The sequence below is a fragment of the Streptomyces sp. 3214.6 genome, from assembly GCF_900129855.1.
GTDB classification, from domain to species: domain Bacteria; phylum Actinomycetota; class Actinomycetes; order Streptomycetales; family Streptomycetaceae; genus Streptomyces; species Streptomyces soliscabiei.
Genome location: NZ_LT670819.1, coordinates 2,472,808 through 2,496,084, shown reverse-complemented (window position 1 = coordinate 2,496,084; position 23,277 = coordinate 2,472,808). Strand labels below are relative to the sequence as shown.

Sequence of the window (23,277 nt, the reverse complement as noted above, 5' to 3'; positions counted from 1 at the left end):
GGTCATCGGCCCCCGTCTTCCGTCGTCGTCCCCCGGCGGAAGGCCGGGCCGGCGCGGCGCCTCACATTCCGACGGGCTGCGTCGTCGTACCGGTGAGGACGACGACAAGACGGAGAGGGGACCTTCGATGAACGACTTCCAGGCCATCGCGGACCGCGTCGAGATCGAGGCACTGCGCGGCGAGTTCACCGACGCGGCGATGATGCGCGACCGGCCCCGCCTGGCCTCGCTGTTCACACCGGACGGCGTCCTGAGCATGCCCAACATCCCGGTCGAGCACGTCGGCCGGGAGGAAATCATCGCCGGGGGCGAACGGCTGCAGAGCCTGTGGGACTTCTTCGTGCAGAACACCCACCCCGGCACCATCCTGCTCGACGGCGACACCGCGACCGGCCGCGCCTACATCCAGGAACTCGCGCGCACCCTAGACGGACGCCAGGGCCTGAACTACGCCATCTACCACGACCGTTACCAGCGCACCGAGGAGGGCTGGAAGTTCGCCGAGCGGGTGTACGAGGTCCGGTACCTCGACACCTCCCCGCTGGCGGGCGCGGCGCCCCACGCGGCACAGGACTCCGGAACCGACCAGGCTGCGGCCGTGTCCTTTGCCGACCCAGCATCGGCCGAACGACTGGAGCGGGCAGCCGCCGCGCTGCGTGCGGGCGGCTTCGCCGTCGAGATCCTCGACGACGCGGCGGCCGCGCGCGTCCGCGTCAAGGAGCTGATTCCCGAGGGCGCCGGCGTGCTCACCGGAGCCAGCGAGACCCTCCGGCTGTCCGGCATCGACGAGGACATCAACGCCGGCGGCCGGTACGACGCCGTCAGGCCGCGCGTCCTGGCCATCGACCGTGCCACCGGCGCCGACGAGATCCGCAGGCTGGTCGCAGGCCCCGACTTCGTCGTCAACAGCGTCGCCGCGGTCACCGAGACCGACTCGCTCGTCCTTGCCTCGGGCAGCGGCAGTCAACTCCCCGCCAACGCGGGCGGCGCCGCCCACGCGGTCTGGGTCGTCGGCGCACAGAAAGTGGTGCCCGACCTGAACACAGCGCTGCGCCGGGTCGAGGAGCACGCCCTCCCGCTGGAGAACGCCCGCGCCCAGGCGGTCTACGGGATGCCCAGCGCCGTCAACCGCCTGCTCGTCCTCAACGCGGAACCTCGCCCGGGGCGAGGCACCGTGCTGCTTCTCCGGGAGGCCATCGGCTACTGAACCGAACAGGACGCTCACGCCGGACCAGGACCTGACCGGCTCTTACCTGCCTTCCACCGGTTCATCGGTCGGCCAAGATGACGTGCCCTGTCCGGCGCTCGGCGCGGAGTACGGCGCGGGCCGCCGTGAGGATGCCCTCGTCCGTTCCCACGCCGGAGCCCGTCAGGACATGCAGCAGCGGGTGAGCCACACGTCGGGGTCCATCTCGTACCCGTCCAGCACGCGTACGGCGTAGCCGCCCACACCGTTGCCGCCGTCGGCCCCGCCCAGTCGTCGGCGGACCGCCTCCACACCGCCAGATAGGCCACCAGCCGGACGAGACTCTCCTCGTCCGGCTCGTCCAGTGCTTTCCTCACTCGTCTCACACCCGCTAGACGCCCGGCGCGGGCGACGGGTTTTCTCTTCTCTGTGAGGCCCGTCACTTCGACGTCGAGGGGGTCGCGGCCCCGCGTCGGGTATGCCCGCGTCGATGAATGCCCCGGTTCAACGAGACACTGTGGCCGCCCCGTCCGGCGCTTGTTTGCTCGTCCGCCTCACCACGTAGGACACGGCCTTGGATCAGGGGCATTCTTGGGGCTGGTGGTCAGACACCGAGCAAGATGCGGAGGTGGGCGCACGCTGCGGCTTCCGTGGGGTGCGTGGCGATGGGCTCGTGCACGCCTCGTTCGAACACGCCTGTCTCCCAGCGGCCGTCTGGCAGTGTGCGCAGGTAGACGAAGTCGGGCGGGGTGGGCGCGGGTTCGTGGATGGCCTCGATCCAGTAGTGCTCGGGGGGCACTCCGGCTTCTTGGAGTGCCCGGTCGAGTGTCTGCCGGTGGCTCACGCGGGGACGCGGGCCAGATAGCCGTGGTCTACGAGCCAGTTGACGTTCAGGCGCTGCCTTGGGCCCGGGTCGAGGAACGTTGGGTCGAGCTTGATCTGCTGGCCGCCGCCTGGCTGTGCGAACCAGGGGGCGATGGAGCCCTGCCAGACGACGAACGGCTTGGTCACCTTGTACAGGTGGTAGTCGCAGGGGAAGGCGGCGTCCCGGGTGTTGAGGTTCTGCGGGGGCAGGGCGCGCTTGGCGTACGGGTCGCCGGCCGGGGCGAGGTAGGAGCCGTACTCGGAGCCGAAGCGGTCCAGGCGCTCGCCGTCGACGAGCAGTTCGGGGGCCTTGTCAACGGTTCCGTTGACCTCGGTGAAGCCGTCGTTGGGCGGGTACTTCCAGCTGCCGGTGTCGGCCGGCCCCTCCCAGTACTTCTTGAGGAACTCGGCGGAGGAGAGGTTTCCCGTGCGGTGGTAGTGGTTGAGCAACGGCCCCACCGGCTGCTGCCGTTTGTGCGGCAGGTGCTTCGGGCCGAGTCGCTTGTCGCCCTGGAACTCGCCGGTGCAGGGGGCCGGTGCCACAGCGGCGGCCTGTGGAGTGGCGGGCTTGGCCGGGGCCGCCTGGGCTGCTGGGGCACCCGCGAAAACGACGGTGACGCCCATCGTGGCGAGGACGGCACGGATCTTCAGGTCGGTACGGCTACGGTCCACGCGGCCTCCTTCGATGAGGCTGTCATTGCGTGGCACATGGTAGTGAATCATGAACGGATGGTGACTCCACGGATGACGTCTGGAGGGTACGAGCACGTCACCTTGATGATGTGCGAGCGTTGGTTGTCAGCCGGCCTCTGCTGTAACGCGCTCCCCGAGTGCTTCCCGAGCCCGGGGCCGGGCGGTTCAGCGGTGTCGTTGACTTGGCGTGGAGGCGCTGGCCTGGTCACGTGGGGGAGATGGCATGGGAGCAGAGCATCCTTGGGGCAGGGCCGTTGTCATCGGCGGTAGTTGCGCGGGATTGGTGACCGCGCGTGTTCAACCCCGTCTGGGCCCGGCGCAGTGCGTCCGGGCAGCTGGACGGTCTCGCCGCCGGTTTCCAGAAGAAGGTGGGCCGCCAAGGGCTTGTCCCCTGGAGGCAGTCCACCAACAGCGACCTGATGTGGAACCCGGACAGCGAGTCGCTCGCGGCGCGTTTCGCGCACTGGTACAACGTGCGCCGTGCTGTTCCACCCCGTGGTGGCGCTGAAGGTTCTGACCGCGCAGCCAGCCGCTCGGCGTGACGCACTGCACCGGCCGTGAACTCGGAGAAGAGGGGGCCGAACGGGCTCGGCAAGGGGAATGTGAGGGGGCTGGGGTGGGGCGCGGCAGACTGCGGGAGCGGTTTCGGTACTGGTTCGACGGCACGATGGACCGGGGAACGTCAGCACTGATCAGTTGGCTCGCGCTTGCCTCGTTTGTGCTCATCGTGTTGGTCACGACCCTGGTGGTGGTGCTCACCGACCCCGAATCCGAACGCAACGGCGGCTGGCTGGGCGTGGCGTGGATGAGTCTGCTGCGCGCGCTGGATCCGGGCACGATGGGTGCAGACACCGGCGGGCCGGTGTTCCTGGCCCTGATGCTGACGGTGACCGTCGGCGGGATCTTCATTGTCAGTGCGCTCATCGGTGTCCTGACCACGGGTCTGGATCGCCGGATCCAGGAGCTGCGCAAGGGCCGGTCACGGCTGATCGAGCGCGGGCACACGATCGTGCTGGGCTGGTCGGACCAGGTCTTCACGGTGATCGCGGAGCTGGTGGAAGCGAACCAGAGCGAACGCCGTTCATGCGTGGTCGTCCTCGCCGATGAGGACAAGGTCCACATGGACGACGCGATCCGCTCCCGGATCCCCGACACCGGCCACACCCGGGTCATCTGCCGCTCGGGCAGCCCTCTGGTGCGGACGGACCTGGAGCTGGTCAGCCCGGACACCGCCAAGTCGATCATGGTGCTGCCGCCGGGCGGTGGCGACAACGACATCAATGTCATCAAAATCCTGCTGCTGCTGAACAGCCGGACCTGGCGCGGCACGCGCCCCACCGTCGTGGCCGCGGTGCAGGAGTCGGAGAACGTCCCCGCAGCCCGGCTGGCCGCGGGTGAAAACGCCCTGGTCATCGACGCCGATGACATCACCGTCCGCCTCGTCGCGCAGGCGCACCGGCAGACGGGCCTGTCCACCGTTTTCAACGAAGTGCTGAGTTTCGTCCGCAACGAGTTCTACATGCGTGACGAGCCTGCCCTGGTCGGGTCGGCCTTCGGTGAGGCCCTTCACGCGTATGACCTCGGAATCCCTGTCGGCCTGCGCCGAAGCAACGGAGAGGTATTGATCAACCCCGCGATGGACACCGTCATCGGCTCCGGCGACCAGATGATCCTGCTCGCGGAGGACGACCTGGTGATCCGGCTGGCCCAGACCCCGCCGGCCATCGTCGAATCAGCGATCGCTTCGTCCCTCAGCCGGCCGCCGGAACCCGACCGCACCCTTTTGATCGGCACCAACTCCCGTGCAGCGAAGCTCGTCAGGCTCCTGGACAGCTTCGTGGAGCCGGACTCGGTCCTCGACATCGCCTCGCCGCGGCCACCGGCGAGGGGCCTGCCGGAGGGCCTTGAGAACCTCACGGTGGGTCACAAGCACTGTGAGCCGACTCGGCGTTCCTCACTGGAGGCGCTGGACCTGGGCAACTACCGGCACGTCGTGGTCCTCGCGGATGACAGCATCAGCCCAGGCCCGGCGGACGACCGGACACTGGTGACGCTCCTCCACCTCCGCGACATCGAAGACCGTCTCGGGGACCCTTACTCGATCGTCACCGAGATGAACGACGACGCCAACCGCGAGATCGCCCAGGTCACCAAGGCAGACGACTTCATCGTCAGCACCAAGGTGGTCAGCCTCCTGCTGACCCAACTGACCGAGAACCGGCACCTTTACGCCGTATTCACCGATCTTTTGGAACCCGAGGGCTCGGAGATCTACCTCAAACCGGCCTCCAATTACCTCGTTGCGGGAGCCGAGGCCAACTTCGCCACGGCGATCGAGGCGGCACGCCGACGAGGAGAGACAGCCATCGGCTACCGTCTGGCACGCCGCGGCGACGAGCCGCCGGCGTACGGGATCTTCCTCAACCCGTCCAGGACCCAGCCGCTGGTATTGACCGCGAAGGACGCGGTCATCGTGCTCGCCGAGCGATCATGAGCACGCGGGCGGCGGCGAAGAGGCACGATCGCAACGCTCCTGCCCCACCCGCCTGTCATCCATGAAGCCGGAGGGGCTGCCGCACGCGGACCGGCCAGGCAGGCGCAGCCGCCGCCGAGCCGCCCTCCCGCCCCCAGCCCCCAGCCCCCAGCCCCAAGACACTGGGGTCAGTCCGACCGGTGGGCGGGCAGACCATCCCGCTCGGCGCCGGCCTGGGCGGGCAGGGGCAGCGTCCAGGTGTAGACGTCCGGGTCGAAGGAGTGCAGGCGTTTGACGAGCCTGGCGGTCGACCAGGGCCAGCAGAAGGTGTTGATGCCCGGGAGGCCGAAGTAGTAGCTGGTGCCGCCGGCGGTGTTGTAGACGGTGTTGCGCAGCGCCTCGTGCAGGGCCTGCTGGTGGGCTGCTTCGGCCTCGGGTTTGACATCCAGTGCGGACGCCCCGCTGGTGCGCAGGTGGTTGAGGGCGGTGGTGATGTAGCGGAGTTGGGCTTCGAGGATGGTGGGGACGGCGGTGGTTCCGGTGAGCAGATTCGGGCCGATGAGCAGGAAGAGGTTGGGGTATCCGCTCACGCTGGTACCCAGGTAGGCGCGACGGTTGTCGACCCAGGTCTGAGCCAGTGCACCGTCGGTGCCATGTAGTCGGGGGGCCAGGGGGACGTCGCCGATGTGGTATCCGGTTGCCAGGACGATGATGTCGGCGCGAGTGCGGGTGCGGTCGGCGCCGACGACGTCGGAGCCCTCCACAGCGGTCACGCGGGTGGGATGCAGCCGCACGTTGGGCCGGGTGAGGGCGGCGTAGTAGGTGCCGGAGGTGATCAGGCGGCGGCCGCCGAAACGGTAGTCGGGAGTAAGGGCCCGCCGTAGTGCGCGGTCCCGTACCGAGGTACGCAGATAGAAGCGGGCGAGGGCCTCCAAGGGCCGCACCAGGTGGGGGTGACGCAGGGGTACGCCGATAGCTTCCTGGGTCCAGTGGTGCAGTCCGCGTAGTGCGCGGCGTGTTGCCGGGTGGTGCGCGAAGAAACGGTGGAGACCCGGAGGGAGGGGGTAGTCAGGTTTCGGAAGCACCCACTGCGGTGTGCTCTGGAAGACGTCGACATGGGTCGCCTTCGGCTGGATCTCGGGCAGGAACTGGACGGTGGAAGCTCCGGTGCCCACCACTGCGACACGCTGCCCGGTCAGGTCGACGTCGTGGTTCCAACGGGCGGAGTGGAAGGCGGTGCCGGGGAAGGTGTCGAGGCCGGGGATGTCAGGATGGCGGGGCCGATGCCAAGGGCCGGTGGCGACGATCACGGCCCGTGCAGTGTACGTACCCGACGTGGTCTGCAGGTTCCAGCGGTGAGATTCCGGGTGCCAGCGGACGCTCAGCACTTCCGCGTCGTAGCGGATCGCCCTGTCCACACTGTGTGTTGCCGCGGTGGTGTCGAGGTAGTCGAGAATCTCGGATCGGTCGGCGAAGCCCCGGCTCCACGAGTGGGGTGCGAAGGAGTATTCGTACAGCACCGACGGTACGTCGCAGCCGCATCCGGGATACGTATTGTCGCGCCAAGTCCCGCCGAGGCGGTTGGACTTCTCCAGCACGACGACATCGTCGAACCCGGCCCGGCGCAGCGCGATCACGGCGGCCACGCCGGAGAGACCGGCCCCGATGACGACGACTTCCGCTTCATTTCCCGGCCTGTCGATGCTGTCGTCGGTCACCGGCGCCCCCTGCCTGCCTCCGGGAGCGACCCGGTACTGATGCCGAACCGCCCCCAACCGCTTACTCGGAGCAACCGATCGTAGAGTTGTTCGCGAGAGCATCTACTGACATAGCCGGTAGATGCCTCTTAAGAGTGATCTTATTCAGTCTGCTAAGTATCAGTGGGTTTCCTGTGTTTCGCTGCCGGCCATGACGATGAGGGACGAACTGCCCAGGTCCCGGGGCGCGCACCCCTACTGCCCACACCTGGGCGCTCACCTCGGCGCCGGCGGCACCGTGGAGGGCCAGAACCTGGTATGCCCCTTCCATCGCTTCGCCTTCGCCCCCGACGGCACCTGCGTCCGCACACCCGACGGCCCGCCCCCGCGCGCTCGCCTGCAACACCACACCATCAGCGAGCGCAACGGCTTCCTCTTCACCTGGGAAGTCCCCGACACCGCTCAGACCGGAGTTGTTCCGACAGCCGCCTGGAGTACGGACGTACACACCTACGCCCAGGAGATCATCGAGAACACCCTCGACTACCGGCACCTCCCGATCCTGCATCACGTGGCCGTGCAAGAACTCGACTCGCCCACGGCCCAGGGCCCTCTCCTGCGCATGCGTCTGCGTCTCGGGCAGGACCGGCCTCCCGCGCTCAAGCAGAAGATCCAGGCCGACAACACGTTCCTCCTGGCGGGGCTGGGATACCTCCGCGTCGAGCCCTTCGGGGGTTGACTCCGGAACCGGTCGTGGGTCCAACGTGGCGGACGGAGCGGACAACCGGTGTCGCCAAGCCGCATCGACCGCCGCCGCACCGCTCCCGCGCTCAGATGTCCCGGCAGAGACCAGTGAACGCGCTGACCTGCCACGATGACTGGCTGATGGCAGCTGACCGGGGCGAATGACCTGGCAAGCGCGGCCGACCCCGGCGCCGCCCGGACGTGATGCTGGGCGACCGCGGCAACGACCACGACATGTACCGCCGCCTGGTCTTGCGATAGGAGTTCTTAGCCGCATTGGACCGAACTCCCGCACACGGCAGGCAAGTTGCGGCGGACTCCTACACTCGCCCCATGAGGCAGCAACCACCCCCGCCACCCCTCACCGAGGCCGAAGCAGCCGAGGCCGAGCAGGAACTGGGTGTGTCCCTTCCCCCGGAATACCGGGACTACCTGCGCGAGGTGAGCGCCGGTGGGGCACTGGCCCGGCTCGAGCGGACCGAACGCGGCTGGTGGTGGGCCGGGAACGACGAGGCGATGCGGGCTCTGCTGGCCGTGCCCTTTCCGCACCCCGACTCCTATGACGAGGCCGACGACGAGTTGGCCGCGCGGGAGCCGCGGGCCGAGGCGTTCGAGGACGAGGCGGCGTACGCCGACGCATGGCGTGCCTGGGACGACGAGGCCGGCGAGTTCGAGGACTTGAAGACCGCCGGTGCCGTGGTCGTGCAGGAGCATGGGTGCGGCTTCTCCACGCTACTGGCGGTGACCGGGCCGCTGGCGGGCACGGTGTGGTGGGACGGGCGGGCGACCTGCGACAGGATCGTGCCGCTGTCCCTGGACCATCTCGGCGGCGCCCGACCGGTCCGGTTCGCGGAGTGGCTGGAGCACGGCTCGTGGGCCCTGCTGCCGCCGGACTGGCCGCGCCACCCATCGACCCCCGTCGTCCCTCTGCCAGCGGCTCAATTGCGGGTGCGCGACGAAAGGCACTCCTGGACTTCCTAGACACACTGCCCTGGCGGCTGCCCTCATGGTTCTTTCCGCACGTGGGCCGCTCCGGTAAGTCAGTGGGGCGGGTCACGATCGGACGCGTCGGACAACGGTAGAGGGAGGAGCCCCCGTGGGCGCATACGAACGTGAGCCTGGCAGGCGAGCTGACACATCGCCGCCCGTGTCTCAGGCCGTACGACAGGTGGTCGCGCCCACGAGCGGAGACGCCCGGGCGTCGGACGCGCTGACGCCGCAGACGGTCCTGAACCCGCAGCACACCCTGCGAAACACCGCAGTCGTGCATCCGGCGGAGCAGCAACGGCAAGCTGACGGCGCACCCCCTCGTCCCACCGTCGCGCGTCTTCGATCCGGGAAATCACTGCTCAGGTCCGGCCCAGGTACGCCGGCGAGACCGTCCGTGCAGCGCCTGGTGATCCAGCGGTGGACGGACGGCACCATGCAGGGCGACGACCCGAGGGTCACCGAAGACAGCGGGCGGGCCCACATCGTGGAGGTCGACAACCTGCGGGGCAGGACTCTCGGAGAGGGGCACAACCAACCGACGGTGGAGCCGATCGGGTGGGCGAACCTGCGGAACGCGGGCCTGGTGAAGGGTGGCGGGATGCCCGCACACGCGCCCTACCGGGCCGTGCGCATGCACCTGTGGAACGGACGGCTGGGCGGCTTGGGCAACAGGAAGTGGAACCTGGCACCCGGACCGGCCAAGGTCAACAGCTTGATGTCCGCACAGGCGGAGGATCCCGTCAAGGACCTGATCAACTCCAACCACCGCGTGCGGCTCAGGACCGAGGTGAATTATCTGGTCTCGCCCGCGAACGACACGGATTTCTCGTCGGTCGTCCCGAACCGCATCAGCATGGTCTGGAAGGTCAAAGGAAGACCCGGCCTGGACGGTGCTTGGCAGAGCCGGATTCCCGTACCCGTTGATCCGCTGCAGGGAGCGGCGAAACTCCCGTACCAGCAATGGACGGGCTCGGCCCCGGCCTTGGTGACCGACCTGAGCACGAAGGACGACCAGACCAGGGCCCAGGTGTTCTCCCTCGTCCCGACCACAGACCTGAAGGTGGCGATCCTGCGGGCCTACCCCGACCTCTACCGGGACCTCTCGTCGGCCACCCAGGCGAACCTGCTCGGTTGGCTGTACGACGCGAACAGCCAGATCGCCGACGTCGGCAGCTTCCTGACGTCGGTGGCAATCGCCTCCCATGAACTGGTCGAGCACGCCATTGAGCCGCTGGCCGACGCAGGGCGGACCCAGCTGGTCGACGCCCTGTTCACGCTGCGGGTGCCGAAAGTGGAAGACCAGCGACAACTGGTGTTCAGGCACCCAGACTTGGTCAACATGGTCGGAGGGCCACTCAGGGATCTCGCGAAGACGGACGACACGATCTTCAAGTATTACAGTCCGAAAGCGCGATCGAGCCTGCTGAGCGAGATGCCCACCGACCAACTGACCGAGTTCTTCGAGGAGCTCAGCAAGCCTCTGCGCTTGCAAATTCTCGACAACTGGGCCAAGGAACGCATCACATCGAAGGGGCTCCCGGGCAAGGCCGCGAACAAGCTCGCCTTCATCAAAACACAGAAGAACGTCAATGCCGTCCTTCTCCAGGACTACGAGAAATGGTCCAAGAGCTGGCAGAACCAGGAGGACGTCAGCGAACGGCGCCCCCTGCGCGTGAGGAAGAAGTGACAGCGGCGAACGAGTACGAGGACGAGTAAAAGACGAGTACGAAGACGAGTGCGAGTGCGAGCACGGAGGTGACGGGGCGTGAACTACCGGGAGCGGGTCGCCGCGCGGATCGAGGAACTGCGCGCCGTACCCGGCGTCGCGGTCCGGCAGAGCGAGATCAGGCCGCCGGTGGCCGCCGCGGAACTGGCCGAGGCGCGCGCCCTCGCCGACGACCGCCTGCCCGAGGGCGTCGAGGACTTCTACACCCGGCTCAACGGATTCACCCTCGCCTGGGACTACACGCCGCCGGACCAGGGCGGCCGGCCGACGGACTCCGGCTCGATCGACATCCTTCCGCTGGCCGAGATCTTCTCCGACTGGCGCGAGACCATCTGGTTCGACGACTTCCCCGGCGGAGACCGCTTCGAGCCGGTCAAACCGTTCGACTTCTTCAGCCCGGAGGCGTGTGCCGCCTTCTGTCAGCAGCCCGACGCTCCGCCCGGCGACGAGGTCCGCTACCACTACCTCGGGGAGGGGCTGCGCCCGCTCGTCCCGTCCTTTCCCGGCTATCTCGAACTCGCCCTGCTCACCTGCGGATACGTCGGATGGCACAACGCGCTGACCCTCGACGACCCGGCCTTTCCGGAAGCGGCGGGCATCCGCGCCCGGATGCGGCAGGTCGTCCCGGGGTTCAGCGCCGACAAGCTCACACACTTCTCACGAGGGGGACACTGATGACGGCTTCACCGAGAGACAGAGACCGGTCGGCTTCCGTACGGCGTTGGGGGGCCGGTCTGTTGGCGACGGTCTCCGCCGCCGCCCTGCTGTCGGTGCTGTCGCCTCATCCCGCTCGGGCGGCAGAGGACACCACCCGGTCGACTTCCACTTCCTCGGTCTCGTCGGCGGACGACGCGCTGGCACGCCGCTACGCGCCCCGGATCTGGCTTCAGCAGGACGAGTCCTACTTCCCGGCCGCTGTCGAGCCGTTCCTGGCCAACACCCACCTCGAGACCCGTGCGGACAACGGCAACCCCAACCAGCAGTTCCTCGTGACCAACCAAGCGCTGGGCTGCGACTCCTGCACCAATCCGCCGTTCCTGGCCGGACAGCGCCCCGGTCAGACCGCGGTGCCGGCCTACGCGGAGGTCGTACACCGCACCGACAACGGCAACCCGACCAACATCACCGACATCAACTACTGGACGTTCTTCCCGTACAACAACGGCAAGCGGGTCTGCGTCGGATGGTTCTCCCGCTGGGGCTGTGTCGGGGGCTACTCCACGTTCGGCAACCACGTCGGCGACTGGGAGCACGTCACCGTCCGCTTCGTGGACGACATGCCGTACCGGGTCTCCATGGGCCAGCACGAGGGTGGACAGACCTTCCCGTACGGCGGCTCAGAGGTCGACCTGATCGGCGATCAGCCGGTGGTCTACTCGGCGCAGGGCTCGCACGGCATGTACCCCGACGCGCGACGCCACACCTACCGCAATCTGCCCAATGGCGACACCCTCAACGACGACACCGGCGTCGGCACGCTCTGGGACACCCGGCAGGCACTCAAGGTGTTCGCCTGGCAGCCCGTGGGCAGCTACACCGGCGAATGGGCCTGGCTGAACTACACCGGCCGCTGGGGCAACCCGAAGTCCGGCTGCACCTTCTCCGAGGCCCTCAGCGGGGAATGCGTACTGAACAACGGCCCTGAGGGCCCGCCCAGGAAGTCCCTGTTCGACCCGCACATGCAGCCCCTGGACGGCGAGCCCGGGCTCCAGTGACGCCAGGCGTCCGCTCGCGTCCCGCAGAGGTGGTTCGAGAGGCCGGGGCGAAGGGAGATTCGCCGCAGGGACGGTCATACGCCGAGGCACCCAGTCCCGTCTGCGAGGCAGAAAGGGATGCCACCCGGCCGTGAGCGGCGAGCCCAGCTCCTGAGCCCCGTGCCACACAGGGGCACGGCCTGGCCGGTCTCACCGGCCGGTTTTCACGTCCCCCGCTCCGGTACGCGGGCCCTTACGGGGGTGCTCACGTGCCGGAGCGCTTCCTGAACCGCCAGGTTCAGTCGCGCCCGCCGAACTGCCAGTTGTGCACCTCGACGTCGGCATACCGGTCCGAGGTGAGGAGCGCGCGGGCGGTCGCCGGGTTCGGAGCGCGGAGCAGGGCCGCTGTGCCCAGCCAGGTGGTGCTGTCGTCGGCAAGCAGTGGCCCGTAGGCGATCAACTCGCTCGTGTGGCCGGGTCCGAGTCCGGCCGTTGGAGGAGATGCGGGCTTCGCGCACACCTCCTCCAACGGCCTGGAGAAGCCGCCCCGTCAGATCGGGGCCGCCATTGTCCGGTTCCCGAGAGGTTCTCGCCGGAACACCAGGTCGGTGAGGTCCAGGGACGGCTCCACGCCCAGTTGGTCGGTCAGCAGAGCACGGAACCGCTCGTACTCGTGCAGTGCCTCTGCGAAGTTGCCCTCGGCCCGGTGAACCGTTATCACAGCGCGGCGTGCGCTCTCCCGCAGTGGTTCGCTGCGGACGGCTTCAAGGGCGGTGTCGAGCGCCATCGCATAGTCGCCCAGAGCGCACAGATCGGCTGCGGCCGCCTCGAGCTGGTGCAGGCGGAGCTGCCGCAGCCGATCCCGTTCGAAGATCACCCAATCGTCGTCCCAGCCGGGCAAGAGCTCGCGCAGCCGTAATTCCGGCGAGTGCAGTCCGGTACCGCCGGGGTGGCGTAACCGGGCGCCCGCGGTACCGACGGACTCGGTCACGTCAACCGTGACGAACTCGGCCAGGGTCAGCTGACCCCGCGCCGCCACGATCAGTCCGGGTACGGTGTGGTTGAGCCGCCACATGGTGGTCCGGAGGCTGCCCAACGCTCGGTTCTCGGGCACGTTCGCCCAGAGGGTCCCGGCGACGACGCTCCGCGTGCCGGGTCCGAGCAGACTCAGGAAGGCCAGCAGTCGTTGGCCATTGCTCGCGGGATGGATCCAGGTGCCGTCCACCTGGAGCCGGAAACCGTCGAACAGCTCGATCCGCCCTCTTCTGACCGATTCGCGCATAGGCGCATCACGCGATGACACAAGGCCCCTTAGATCGTGGTGGTGTCCAACGCACACATCCAAACACTCCGTCATCACAGGTCCCTCACAGGGCAGTTGAATTTTCCACAGTCGTTGCCGTGACTGTTACAGGGCCGGTGACGCATCAGTGACGGAGTGGTGACGCAGGCCTCACTACGGTCACGTCCGTCCGGGCCTGCTCCCGGATTTCCCGGCACACCCTCAACAGACCCGAGATGGGGCAGCATGGCGGTTCAGACTTCCTATCCCGGCGTCTACGTCACCGAACTACCGAGCGGCGTACGGACCGTCACCGGCGTCGCGACCTCGGTCACCGCCTTCGTCGGCATGACCCAGCGCGGCCCTGTGAACAAGGCCACCACCATCAACAGCCTGGCCGACTACGAGCGCGTCTTCGGCGGGTTGTACAAGGGCAGCACGGTGAGCTTCGCCGTCCGCGACTTCTTCGCCAACGGTGGCGGGCAGGCGGTGGTGGTCCGGCTTTTGAGCACGGACGGGACCGACCAGCCCAAACCGGCCCAACTGACACTGACGGCGGCCAGGCGACTACCGAGGCCCCCGCGCCCGCCGGCTACGGACGAAGGAACTCCGGAAGTCCCGGGAAGCCAGGAGTCCCTCGTCCTGCAGGCTACGGACGAAGGAGACTGGGGAAACGACCTGAGGGTGACCGTCGATCACAGCACACCTCCGAACGTCGCCCAGGAGGTGGCCGAGCAACTCGGGGTGGACCCGGAGGACCTCTTCAACCTGGTTGTCAGGCTTGGTGACAAGGGCCCGCAGGAAGTCTTCCGCAACGTCACCGTGGTCGACAGCTCCCGGCGGCTGAACGCGGTGCTCCTGGCCGAGTCGCAACTGGTACGGGTAGCGCCGAGCTCCGCCCCGGTCCGGCCCGACATCCCGGACAACAGCCCTGCCGAGCTGGTCCAGCGGGGCACGGACGGAAGTGCTCTGACACGCGGCGACTACATCGGTGACGGCATGAGCTCGGAGCACAAAGGGCTCTACGCGCTGGACCATGTCGATCTGTTCAACCTGCTGTGCATCCCGCCGCCGACCTTGGACACGGACACCGACCCCGACGTCTACCAGGCGGCGCAGACCTACTGCGCGAAGCGCCGCGCCGTGCTGATCGTCGACCCGCCCAGCGGCATGGAGGTCGCCAACGCGCTCGGCGCACCTTCCAACAAAAAGGACAATTTGTCCAGTCTCGGGCTCACCGGCGAGGAGGCCCGTAACTCCGTGCTCTACTTCCCCCGGCTGAAGCAACCGGATCCGACCGACCGGGGCCGGATCGGTACGTTCGTCGGCTGCGGCGCGATCGCCGGAGTGATCGCCCGCACCGACGCGACGCGCGGAGTGTGGAAGGCCCCCGCCGGTGTCGACGCCACCCTCACCGGGATCTCCGGCCTCGCGGTGAACCTCACCGACGCCGAGAACGGCATGCTGAACCCGCACGGCATCAACTGTCTTCGCACGTTCCCCGGAACCGGCACAGTGCTGTGGGGCGCGCGGACCCTTCGTGGCGCGGACCACCTGGGCGACGAGTACAAGTACCTCCCGGTCCGCCGGCTCGCCCTGCACATCGAGGAGAGCCTCTTCCGCGGCACCCAGTGGGTGGTGTTCGAGCCCAATGACGAACCGCTGTGGGCGCAGATCAGGCTGAACCTGGGTGCGTTCATGCACAACCTGTTCCGGCAGGGCGCGTTCCAGGGCACCACCGCGCGAGACGCCTACTTCGTGAAATGCGACCGCGAGACCACCACACCGAACGACGTGAACGCAGGCCAGGTCAACATCCTCGTCGGCTTCGCGCCGGTGCGGCCCGCCGAGTTCGTGGTGCTGCAGATACAGCAGATCGCCCAGGCCCAGGCCTGACAGACACCGAGAGCGGACAAGAATGGCCCAGTTCACTGTCAACGCACAGCGCTTCGACCCGTACAAGAACTTCAAGTTCCGCGTGCGGTGGGACGGTCGCTATGTCGCCGGCGTCAGCAAGGTGGGTGCCCTCACCCGCACCACGGAAGTGGTGTCGCACCGGGACGGCGGGGACCCCAGCAGCAGCCGCAAGTCACCGGGCCGCACCGACTACGCCGCCATCACTCTGGAACGCGGAGTCACCCACGACCCGGACTTCGAACAGTGGGCGAACAAGGTGCACATGCATGGCGCCGGACTGTCCTCGGAGCTGTCGCTGCGGGACTTCCGCAAGGACATCGTGATCGAGGTCTACAACGAGGCGGGTCAACTCGCCATCGCCTACAAGGTGTTCCGCTGCTGGGTGTCCGAGTACCAGGCGCTGCCCGAACTCGACGCCAACGCCAACGCGGTCGCGATCCAGCACATCAAGCTGGAGAACGAGGGCTGGGAACGCGACGTGGACGTCCCGGAGCCCACAGAGCCCACCTTCACCGGCTGATGAGCAGTCCCGACCCGGCCTGGACGATCACCGCCTGGGAGCGCGGAGTGCGGGAGGGCACGCTCGACCGAGCTGTGACCCTGCTGGCCTCGGCGACCGGGCTGTCACGCGACCAGGCCGAGTCGGCGGACGTGGGCAGCCGTGACGCGGTCCTCGTCGATGTCCTCAGCAGGTTCACGGGCGGGGTCGTTCAGGCGTGCGTGAGGTGTACCGGATGCGGTGAACGGCTCGACGTACCCCTCGACCTGACCGCGTTCCCCAGGACGCCGTGGCGTGAGCCCGGCGCCCTGCTGGAGGCTGAGGTCTCGGGCTCCGGGGTGCGGTTCCGGCTGCCCACCACCGGCGACCTGCGTCTGCTCCGGGGCCGTGACGCGGTGGCGGGTAGGCGGCTGCTGCTCGCCCGCTGCGTACAGGCCGAGGCCGGCAGCGGCGGGGACCTCGACGAGGAGACCGCCGCCGCGGTGGAAGCGGCCATGGAGGAGGCAGCCCCGGGCGGCGCGGTGACCGTCCGTACGGGCTGCCCCGACTGCGGGGCGGAGACTGCCGCGGCCCTGGACATACCCGCCCTGCTGTGGGCCGAGGTCCAGGCTCAGGCGGTCGCCCTGCTGCACCAGGTGCACGTCCTGGCCACCGCCTACGGCTGGACCGAGCCCGAGGTGCTGGCCCTCACTCCGGCGCGGCGCGCCGCGTACCTGGAACTGGTGAGCCGATGAGCGGATTCCTGACCCACCTGGTGGAGCGGACCCTCGGGCTCACCCCTGTGCTCGAACCCCGGCCGAGAGGGCGGTTCGAGCCGGTGGCGGACGAACTTGTGGACTGGGATGAGGGCGAGAACCCAGGGGACGGGCTCGCCGCCGTCGCGCCTTCTGCTCCTGCTGCGGGTGGCGATCGAGTCGGCGCAGCCCCTTCTGTTCCGACAAGTGCTGCTCCCGCAAGTCCTGCCCCTCCTGTTTCCGGGAGCACTGCTCCTACCGTTGGCGTTCCTTCGGCGTCCGTGAGCGTTGCTTCCACCGTTGGTGCTCCTCCTGTTTCCGCGAGCGTTGCTTACAACGTTGGTGCCCCTTCGGCGTCCGTGAGCGTTGCTTCCGTTGCTCCTACCGTTGGTGCCGCTTCGGCGTCCGCGAGCGCTGCTCCTACCGTTGGCGTTCCTTCGGCGTCCGTGAGCGTTGCTTCCACCGTTGGTGCTCCTCCTGTTTCCGCGAGCGTTGCTTACAACGTCGGTGCCCCTTCGGCGTCCGTGAGCGTTGCTTCCGTTGCTCCTACCGTTGGTGCCGCTTCGGCGTCCGCGAGCACTGCTTCCATCGTTGGCGTTCCTTCGGCGTCCGTAAGCGTTGCTTCCGTTGCTCCTACCGTTGGTGCCGCTTCGGCGTCCGCGAGCACTGCTCCTACCGTTGGCGTTTCTTCGGCGTCCGTGAGCGTTGCTTCCACCGTTGGCGCTCCTCCTGTTTCCGCGAGCGTTGCTCCTACCGTCGGTGCCCCTTCGGCATCCGTAAACGTTGCTTCCACCGCCACCACCTCTTCGGCATCCGTGAACGTTGCTCCCACGGCCACCACCTCCTCGACATTCGTGGCAACAGGCATGCCTGACCCGGAACGGGAAGCGGTGCCCCCACTCGCGGTAGCCCGGGATGCCCTTGCTGGTGTGAAAGGGGCGCCGTTCCAGCCGTCGCCCGAGCGGCCGGAGACGAGCATCGGCCCACAACTGCCCCCCACCGCCACGCCGGTCCCGTTGCCGGTCCCGGCCCCGGTCCCGCAGATCCTGCCTCCTCCACCCACACAACGCGCGCCGGAACCTCGGGGGGCCGACGCGCCGGCCCCACTGCCAGTGCCACTGCCACCGGCATCCCACCCTCCGGTCGTCCCGTCGACCCTCGCGCGAGAACTCGCACTCGACGCCCCGCCACCGGAGCGCTCGCCGACGTCATCCGTCGACCCGGTCCGCGCCGCCGACCTCCGCGTGCCCGGGGAGCGTTCGCTCAGGGATGCCGTACGTGATGCCATACCGCCGGTGTTCCGTTCTGCGGAGCAGCCGCCGCAGCCGCCCCGGGTGACGGTGAACATCGGGCGGGTCGAGGTACGGACCACACCGGAGCCCGGCCGGTCCGCCGAACCCCGGCCCCGGCCGCCGCGCCGGGCGCAACCCGACCGTGCGGCCCGACCGCTGTCGCTGGGTGACTATCTGGCCCGCCGTACGGAAGAAGGAGGGCCGCGATGAGCAACCACCTCGCGGTGGCCATGGTGACCGCCGCACTCACCCGGACCCTGGTCGAGGCCCTCGCCGACCCCTCCTTGGGCGGTGTGGAGAACACCGCGGTCACCACGCTGCGCCCCCAGTCGCTGGCGGCGACCGATGCGCAGGCTCGAGGGATCAATGTCTACCTGTACCGGGTCACCCCCAACGGCGCCTGGACAGTGGCCGATCTGCCGACCCGCGGTTCCGACGGCCGGTCACTCGTGGCGCGTCCTCGGCAGGCGCTCGACCTGCACTATCTGCTGACCTTCTCCGGTGACGAATCCACCCTGGAGCCCCAGCGGCTGCTGGGCCTCACCGTGAGCACGCTCGCCTCACGGCCGGTGCTGAGCCCGGAACTGATCCGCCAGTTCGCGGGGCAAGCGGTCCCCCCCAATGACTGGCAGCAGCACTCGGACCTGGCGGATCAACCGGACTCCGTGCGCTTCACTCTGCAACCGATGGACCTGGAGGAATCGACCAAGCTGTGGTCGTTGCTCTACCCCTCCTCCTACCGGCTGTCGATCGCCTACCAGGCGACGGCGGTCCTGGTCGAGGGCCGTGAGTTGCCGACGGCTGCCACACCGGTGGCGACCCGCACGATCGACGTGGGCACGATCGACGTGCGGGCACGGAAGGCGTGAGGCGACGTGGACTGGCTCACCGCGAACCAGCGGTATCTGGTGGCCGCACTCGATGTGCTCCATCTCCGGCTGAGAGGCGGGGACGGCCTGGAGGACGCCACCCGCCACCGTGACGACCTCCGAAAGGCGATGCCCGCGCCCCCGGCGCTCGAAGTCATCGAAGACGGCTTCGAGCTGTCGGACTTCGAGCGGGATCTGCTGCTGATGTGCGCCGGCGTCGCACTGGACACGGACTTCGCCCATGCCTGCGCCGAGGCCCAGAACGCACCGGAGCGCACCTGGGCGACCTTCGGCCTGGGCCTGGCGAAGCTGGCCAACCCGTACTGGACCGCGCTCACTCCGGCGGGGCCGCTGCGGCGCTGGCATCTGGTCGAACTCACCCACCCGGAGACACCGACCGTCAGCGCCCTGCGGATCGACGAGCGGATCCTGCACGCCCTGACCGGGGTTGCCTACCTGGATCCCAGGATTCAACCGCTCACCGTGCGACTCCCCGAGCCGGGTCCGCTCCCTGTGCCGCTGAGGGAGGCGGGCGAGCAGGTGGCGGCCCACTGGTCCCGGGCCGAGTCCGGTTGTGTTCTGCTCTACGGCCGACCGGTCCCGGATCTCAGATCGGCCGCGGTCGGGGCCTGCACGGAATTCCACGCCTCGCCCGTGTGCCTACGGGCTGCCGACCTCCCCAAGGCCCCGGAGGAACGGGACCTGCTGGCGCGACTGTGCGAGCGGGAGACCGTACTGAACGGGACGGCCTGGATCATCGAGGTCGACGACACGGTCCTGGACTGCTCTCGCCTCGCCCTCGACCTGGTCGACCGCCTCGACGTCCCCACGGTCGTGATCTCACGCGAGCCGATCGTGGGCTCGGGTCCCCGCGTGGAGGTGGGCCCGGCTCGGGCGGACGACGTACGGGCTGTCTGGCGCGAGGCCCTCGGTCCGGCCGCGGCGGGCCTCTCGGCCTGGATCGACCGTGTGGCGGGGCAGTTCGATCTGGGCCTGGAAGCGGTCGACACTGCGGCGGCGGAGGCACTGGCCGCGCCCGAGACGGGCGCCGCGCTGTGGGATGCCTGTCGGCGGCTGGCCCGCCCCTCGCTGGACGGCCTCGCCCAGCAGATCGAGCCCCGCGCCCGCTGGGCCGACCTGGTCCTGCCCGACCATCAGCTTCGCGTCCTCCATGAGCTGACCGCCCATGTACGGCACCGGGTCACCGTCCTGGAGGACTGGGGCTTCGCCGCCCGTACGGGGCGTGGGCTCGGCACCGCGGCGCTGTTCTCGGGGCCCAGCGGCACCGGGAAGACCCTGGCGGCGGAGGTGATCGCCGGGGAGTTGCGTCTCGACCTGTACCGGGTGGACCTGAGCCAGGTGGTGAGCAAGTACATCGGCGAGACCGAGAAGAACCTGCGCGGGGTCTTCGACGCCGCCGAGGCGGGCGGTGCGGTGCTGCTCTTCGACGAGGCCGATGCGTTGTTCGGCAAGCGGAGCGAGGTCAAGGACAGCCATGACAGGTACGCCAACATCGAGGTCGGCTACCTGCTCCAGCGGATCGAGGCCTACCGGGGGCTGGCCGTCCTCACCACCAACCTCAAGGACACCCTCGACCCGGCCTTCCTGCGGCGGCTGCGCTTCGCCGTCCACTTCCCCTTCCCGGACGCCTCTGCCCGGGCCGAGATCTGGCGCAGGGCCTTCCCCCCGCAGACCCCCACCGACGGCCTGGACCCCGCTGCGCTGGCCCAACTCTCCGTCCCCGGCGGCACGATCAGCACCATCGCCCTCTCCGCGGCCTACCTCGCTGCGGACTCCGGCGAACCCGTCCGCATGCACCATCTGCTGGCCGCCGCCCGCACCGAGTACGCCAAGCTCGAACGCCCCCTCACCACCACCGAGGTGACCGGATGGACGACGGCATAACCATCCACATCGACGCTCTCACCGTCGACCTCACCCCTGACGCCGTGGCCGCCCTCCTCACCGGCGACCACGACGTTCTCGTCCCGGCGATCATGGCAGCTCTGCGCGACATGTCCAGCGGAACGGGCTCGACACCGCGCCTCGTCCGGTGACCCCGATCACCCCTCTCGCCGTCGCCGCAGCTTGGCGCTGCCGCCGGAAGGTTCCCCCAGGCGTTTTCCGCTGCGGGTCGCCCTCGGCGTTGTCCCCTCCGTTGGCGAAGTAGCCGTACACGGACAGGCCCAGGTAGGTGCCGTCGGCGAATTCACCGAAGGTCTGGACGTACTGGCTCCAGTTCGTCACGAGCGTCGGCTCGTGGAAGGGCCCCTTCTCGGCGAACCCCACGAAGGACGCGACCGCCGTCCCCACCCCTTCGATCGGGCGGAAGCCACTCTGGGCCTCCTCCACATACACACCCGGGGACATGTACGTGGGCATCTTCGCGCTCCTCTTCGGACGACTGCGGTCAGACGAGCAGTCTCATCCGCGGCCGGCGGGCGAGGTACGGCCACTCGCGCGACGAACAGGGACGTCCGGGGTGCCTGATCGGGCACCTCGCGAGGCGCTTTCCGAGGTGCCCCATGAGACGCCCCATGAGACGCCCGGATAATCCCGACTTATTTCTTCATCCGGCCTTTGTAGCGTTTACGGAAACGGGCACGAGCAGCCGCGCGGGAAGCAGCGGAGGATGAAGAGGACGAGGAAGTGGAAGTGGAGGAACTGGAAGCGGCCGTCTCCTCCGCATCAGAGTCCGAACCGGACCCGTAGTCGGCGTCCATCCCCGAAGAACTCAGACTCGGGGTGACCCCGTATTCGGACGGCATGTTGGACCGGTCACTGTCCGCGCCAATAGAGAAGGACTTGTGCGACGTGACATGGAGAGTCCACAAATCGAGCCATGCCTCCATCCGACCGTCGACGTGTCCGAGTGCCTTTCCGAGCGCCACCAGCCCCGGGTTGCCCTTGAGGAAGTAACCGCCGGGTCGCTCCTGGAAGGAGATCCTCATTCCGCCGCGGTCACGGGCATAGGTGAGGGTCGCGAGGCAGCTCATGCACGGACGCTTCTTGCCCGCGATCCACGCTGAATGCCCGCCGCTCGTTTTCTGCAGCGCCAGAACAAGCTTCTGCTCGGCATGAAAACTGCTACCGCCGGACAGAAAGGCGATCCGCTCCGTTATGGCACCTGAATCGATGACAGCAGCGATGCCGCTCATGTCCGCCTGGAGCAGATTGTTCTTGCCGCTCCCCTGTATCGAATAGAGCATCTCCTCGGCCCCGTCACGGACAGGACGTGTTCCGGCTTTAAGGTTGCCGAACTTGTTGGCGACGGTCTCCGCCCGCACGTCGCCGTCATGCTGGGTAGTCGTGAGCATCTGCTCAAACGGATCGGCCGGCTCTTCACCGTCTTCCGCGGAAGCATATTCCATCACGTAGTCGTCCAGCTCCCTGTTCAATTTGTCGTAAACCGCCTGAACAGAGCTGTCGAGGTTACTCGCGACAACGATTCCGCCATTCACATACATGGCCTGGAATTCCTGCTCGTCTTTCTGTTCGAGCAGTTCCTTCGCATACCAATAGAGCTGTGTGGAGAGATGTCGAAGCGTCTGTTCGTCCGGGCTTCTCTTGAACGAGCGGGTGCCGGAGACAGTGATCTTGTCCGTCCACATACCGGTCCGGCTGTATCCGAGGCCAGCCACGACTGGCCTGAACCTGCGGTCCACGCTCTGTCCGCCGAACCGGTCTTTGCCCTTCGCTTTCTTCTCCTCCTCGGCCTTCTCCCGGCCCTTCTCCTTCCGGGTCTTCGTCCCCCTCAGCTTGGTCGCCTTGGTACGAGCTTTGTCGGCAACCGTGGCCGCGGCGGCCCCGCCCGCGCGCTTGCCCCTCTGCACGAAGGGCCCTCGTGTGCCCGACCACGCCGCGTTCCGTCCGTACGCCGACGACCGCTGCAAGCTCGTATGGGGTTCAGAGACAGCTTCCGGCCCCAGGTCGGCCTCATGGGTCTCCGGCATCTCAGGAGCCCGAGGGGTTCTCGCCATCACCCGCGCCGCGTTCGCCTCCGCCGCGCGTTCGAAGCGGTCCGACGGGTCGCTCACGCGCAGGCCGTTTCCGTTGTCGGTGCCCGCGACCGCGCCCGCGCGCTGCTGTTCGACGTGTGTGAGTTCGTGGGCGAGGGTGCGCTTGTTGAGGCCGCGGGGTCCGACGACGATGTGGTTCTTGTTGGCGGTGTAGGCATCGGCGTTCACCTCGACGGCGGAGCGGGCGGCGGCCGCGTTGTCGTGGATGACCACGTCGCGGAAGTTCGCGCCCATCCGTGCCTCCATCTCCGAGCGCAGCGCCTCGGGCAGGGGCTTTCCCGGGGAACGCAGCACGTCGTGCACGGTGGAGCGCTGTATCGGGGCATTCCCCGAGTGCCGGTCCTCCGGTTCCGGGCCGCCGCAGCAGCCGCCGTTGTCTGTGTGGCGCTGGAGTTCCAGCAGCCGGCCGATCTCCGCGTTGCCGATGCCGCGTTGCAGGGCCAGGACGCTCTGCGGGGTCAGCGTCCCCCCCGTACGCGCGGCCTGCGCCTGCGCGGCCGTCTGCGATCCGGCGGTCCGCCCGTCGCGCACCGGCCCTCGCGCGTCGGCCCTGGCCTTCGGTTCCTGCCCGTGGTCGTGCATGCAACCCCCTTGCGTC

General features: G+C 68.3%; 21 protein-coding genes and 2 pseudogenes. 14 read left to right on the top strand and 9 right to left on the bottom strand.

Features of this window, described 5'->3' with window-relative positions:
- The first annotated feature begins 127 nt into the window (after nt 1–127).
- Complete coding sequence (locus B5557_RS11110) at nt 128–1,207, top strand: nuclear transport factor 2 family protein (RefSeq protein WP_079658970.1); 1,080 nt, start codon at nt 128–130, stop codon at nt 1,205–1,207.
- A gap of 162 nt (nt 1,208–1,369) precedes the next feature.
- On the opposite strand, the gene B5557_RS45685 is transcribed toward B5557_RS11110, so the two are convergent.
- The 3 genes from B5557_RS45685 to B5557_RS11095 all read right to left on the bottom strand — a co-directional run bounded on the left by B5557_RS45685 (nt 1,370) and on the right by B5557_RS11095 (nt 2,674).
- Nucleotides 1,370–1,498: a hypothetical protein gene (locus B5557_RS45685; RefSeq protein WP_269460210.1), complete on the bottom strand. Its 129-nt coding sequence runs from the start codon at nt 1,496–1,498 to the stop codon at nt 1,370–1,372.
- A gap of 292 nt (nt 1,499–1,790) precedes the next feature.
- Entirely contained in the window at nt 1,791–2,030 is a 240-nt protein-coding gene (locus tag B5557_RS11100; RefSeq protein ID WP_079658969.1) for a hypothetical protein, read from the bottom strand.
- Nucleotides 2,027–2,674 (bottom strand): TNT domain-containing protein, encoded by a 648-nt coding sequence (locus B5557_RS11095; RefSeq protein ID WP_107472709.1) that lies wholly within the window; start codon nt 2,672–2,674, stop codon nt 2,027–2,029. Before B5557_RS11095 ends, B5557_RS11100 begins: the two co-directional genes overlap by 4 nt.
- Before the next feature lie 362 nt (nt 2,675–3,036).
- Between B5557_RS11095 and B5557_RS43640 the strand changes: the two genes are divergently transcribed.
- Complete coding sequence (locus B5557_RS43640) at nt 3,037–3,285, top strand: hypothetical protein (protein ID WP_143688167.1); 249 nt, start codon at nt 3,037–3,039, stop codon at nt 3,283–3,285.
- A 74-nt stretch (nt 3,286–3,359) separates the two neighbouring features.
- Entirely contained in the window at nt 3,360–5,237 is a 1,878-nt protein-coding gene (locus B5557_RS11090; protein ID WP_231976331.1) for a CASTOR/POLLUX-related putative ion channel, read from the top strand.
- 167 nt (nt 5,238–5,404) lie between these two features.
- On the opposite strand, the gene B5557_RS11085 is transcribed toward B5557_RS11090, so the two are convergent.
- Entirely contained in the window at nt 5,405–6,934 is a 1,530-nt protein-coding gene (locus tag B5557_RS11085; protein ID WP_231976330.1) for a flavin-containing monooxygenase, read from the bottom strand.
- A gap of 121 nt (nt 6,935–7,055) precedes the next feature.
- Between B5557_RS11085 and B5557_RS46225 the strand changes: the two genes are divergently transcribed.
- From B5557_RS46225 to B5557_RS11065, 5 genes are all read left to right on the top strand, one after another.
- On the top strand, nt 7,056–7,652 hold the full coding sequence (locus tag B5557_RS46225; protein WP_079658966.1) for a Rieske 2Fe-2S domain-containing protein: 597 nt from the start codon (nt 7,056–7,058) through the stop codon (nt 7,650–7,652).
- A 338-nt stretch (nt 7,653–7,990) separates the two neighbouring features.
- Nucleotides 7,991–8,638 (top strand): SMI1/KNR4 family protein, encoded by a 648-nt coding sequence (locus B5557_RS11075; RefSeq protein ID WP_197697299.1) that lies wholly within the window; start codon nt 7,991–7,993, stop codon nt 8,636–8,638.
- A gap of 403 nt (nt 8,639–9,041) precedes the next feature.
- Nucleotides 9,042–10,334, top strand: a complete 1,293-nt coding sequence (locus B5557_RS11070; protein WP_079658965.1) for a hypothetical protein — start codon at nt 9,042–9,044, stop codon at nt 10,332–10,334.
- Nucleotides 10,335–10,412: 78 nt separating this feature from the next.
- Nucleotides 10,413–11,048, top strand: coding sequence for a hypothetical protein (locus tag B5557_RS44480; RefSeq protein WP_197697298.1), 636 nt, complete (start codon nt 10,413–10,415; stop codon nt 11,046–11,048).
- A 62-nt stretch (nt 11,049–11,110) separates the two neighbouring features.
- Nucleotides 11,111–12,088, top strand: coding sequence for a Vps62-related protein (locus B5557_RS11065; RefSeq protein ID WP_197697297.1), 978 nt, complete (start codon nt 11,111–11,113; stop codon nt 12,086–12,088).
- Nucleotides 12,089–12,365: 277 nt separating this feature from the next.
- Here the strand turns inward: B5557_RS11065 and B5557_RS11060 are convergent.
- Together B5557_RS11060 and B5557_RS11055 are read right to left on the bottom strand one after the other, a co-directional pair.
- A pseudogene (locus B5557_RS11060) lies at nt 12,366–12,545 on the bottom strand (YciI family protein); the annotation flags it as partial.
- Nucleotides 12,546–12,617: 72 nt separating this feature from the next.
- Nucleotides 12,618–13,349, bottom strand: a complete 732-nt coding sequence (locus B5557_RS11055) for an AfsR/SARP family transcriptional regulator (RefSeq protein WP_159424369.1) — start codon at nt 13,347–13,349, stop codon at nt 12,618–12,620.
- Between the two features lie 246 nt (nt 13,350–13,595).
- Between B5557_RS11055 and B5557_RS11050 the strand changes: the two genes are divergently transcribed.
- The 3 genes from B5557_RS11050 to B5557_RS11040 are packed head-to-tail and all read left to right on the top strand — an operon-like array spanning nt 13,596 to nt 16,499.
- The gene (locus B5557_RS11050; protein WP_079658961.1) at nt 13,596–15,245 is read left to right on the top strand and encodes a phage tail sheath family protein; all 1,650 of its coding nucleotides are present in this window, start codon (nt 13,596–13,598) and stop codon (nt 15,243–15,245) included.
- Nucleotides 15,246–15,267: 22 nt separating this feature from the next.
- A complete protein-coding gene (locus tag B5557_RS11045; protein WP_079658960.1) occupies nt 15,268–15,786 on the top strand; it encodes a phage tail protein in 519 nt (172 codons plus the stop codon).
- Nucleotides 15,786–16,499 carry a hypothetical protein gene (locus tag B5557_RS11040; protein WP_079658959.1) on the top strand — a complete coding sequence of 238 codons (714 nt, stop codon included), beginning with the start codon at nt 15,786–15,788 and terminating at the stop codon, nt 16,497–16,499. The genes B5557_RS11045 and B5557_RS11040 overlap by 1 nt, the downstream gene beginning before the upstream one ends.
- A 496-nt stretch (nt 16,500–16,995) precedes the next feature.
- Here B5557_RS11040 and B5557_RS43635 read toward each other — a convergent pair whose 3' ends face one another.
- Nucleotides 16,996–17,367 (bottom strand): hypothetical protein, encoded by a 372-nt coding sequence (locus tag B5557_RS43635; RefSeq protein WP_159424368.1) that lies wholly within the window; start codon nt 17,365–17,367, stop codon nt 16,996–16,998.
- 630 nt (nt 17,368–17,997) lie between these two features.
- Here B5557_RS43635 and B5557_RS11035 point away from each other — a divergent pair.
- The 3 genes from B5557_RS11035 to B5557_RS43630 are packed head-to-tail and all read left to right on the top strand — an operon-like array spanning nt 17,998 to nt 20,717.
- Nucleotides 17,998–18,660: a DUF4255 domain-containing protein gene (locus tag B5557_RS11035; protein WP_079658958.1), complete on the top strand. Its 663-nt coding sequence runs from the start codon at nt 17,998–18,000 to the stop codon at nt 18,658–18,660.
- A 6-nt stretch (nt 18,661–18,666) separates the two neighbouring features.
- Nucleotides 18,667–20,565, top strand: a complete 1,899-nt coding sequence (locus B5557_RS45000; protein ID WP_079658957.1) for an ATP-binding protein — start codon at nt 18,667–18,669, stop codon at nt 20,563–20,565.
- Complete coding sequence (locus B5557_RS43630) at nt 20,550–20,717, top strand: hypothetical protein (protein WP_159424367.1); 168 nt, start codon at nt 20,550–20,552, stop codon at nt 20,715–20,717. Before B5557_RS45000 ends, B5557_RS43630 begins: the two co-directional genes overlap by 16 nt.
- A gap of 85 nt (nt 20,718–20,802) precedes the next feature.
- Here the strand turns inward: B5557_RS43630 and B5557_RS43625 are convergent.
- Together B5557_RS43625 and B5557_RS11020 are read right to left on the bottom strand one after the other, a co-directional pair.
- Nucleotides 20,803–21,042: pseudogene (locus B5557_RS43625) on the bottom strand (phage tail sheath family protein); the annotation flags it as partial.
- 179 nt (nt 21,043–21,221) lie between these two features.
- Entirely contained in the window at nt 21,222–23,261 is a 2,040-nt protein-coding gene (locus B5557_RS11020) for an eCIS core domain-containing protein (RefSeq protein WP_079664713.1), read from the bottom strand.
- Nucleotides 23,262–23,277: the final 16 nt, after the last annotated feature.

Bases quoted from the DNA above. Each gene is read 5' to 3' on its own strand.
- B5557_RS43630 (WP_159424367.1), top strand. From the start codon at position 20,550: ATGGACGACGGCATAACCATCCACATCGACGCTCTCACCGTCGACCTC.
- B5557_RS11035 (WP_079658958.1), top strand. From the start codon at position 17,998: ATGAGCAACCACCTCGCGGTGGCCATGGTGACCGCCGCACTCACCCGG.
- B5557_RS11045 (WP_079658960.1), top strand. From the start codon at position 15,268: ATGGCCCAGTTCACTGTCAACGCACAGCGCTTCGACCCGTACAAGAAC.
- B5557_RS11050 (WP_079658961.1), top strand. From the start codon at position 13,596: ATGGCGGTTCAGACTTCCTATCCCGGCGTCTACGTCACCGAACTACCG.
- B5557_RS11020 (WP_079664713.1), bottom strand. From the start codon at position 23,261: ATGCACGACCACGGGCAGGAACCGAAGGCCAGGGCCGACGCGCGAGGG.
- B5557_RS43635 (WP_159424368.1), bottom strand. From the start codon at position 17,367: ATGCCTGTTGCCACGAATGTCGAGGAGGTGGTGGCCGTGGGAGCAACG.
- B5557_RS11095 (WP_107472709.1), bottom strand. From the start codon at position 2,674: ATGGGCGTCACCGTCGTTTTCGCGGGTGCCCCAGCAGCCCAGGCGGCC.
- B5557_RS11040 (WP_079658959.1), top strand. From the start codon at position 15,786: ATGAGCAGTCCCGACCCGGCCTGGACGATCACCGCCTGGGAGCGCGGA.
- B5557_RS11075 (WP_197697299.1), top strand. From the start codon at position 7,991: ATGAGGCAGCAACCACCCCCGCCACCCCTCACCGAGGCCGAAGCAGCC.
- B5557_RS11055 (WP_159424369.1), bottom strand. From the start codon at position 13,349: ATGCGCGAATCGGTCAGAAGAGGGCGGATCGAGCTGTTCGACGGTTTC.
- B5557_RS11110 (WP_079658970.1), top strand. From the start codon at position 128: ATGAACGACTTCCAGGCCATCGCGGACCGCGTCGAGATCGAGGCACTG.
- B5557_RS46225 (WP_079658966.1), top strand. From the start codon at position 7,056: ATGCCTCTTAAGAGTGATCTTATTCAGTCTGCTAAGTATCAGTGGGTT.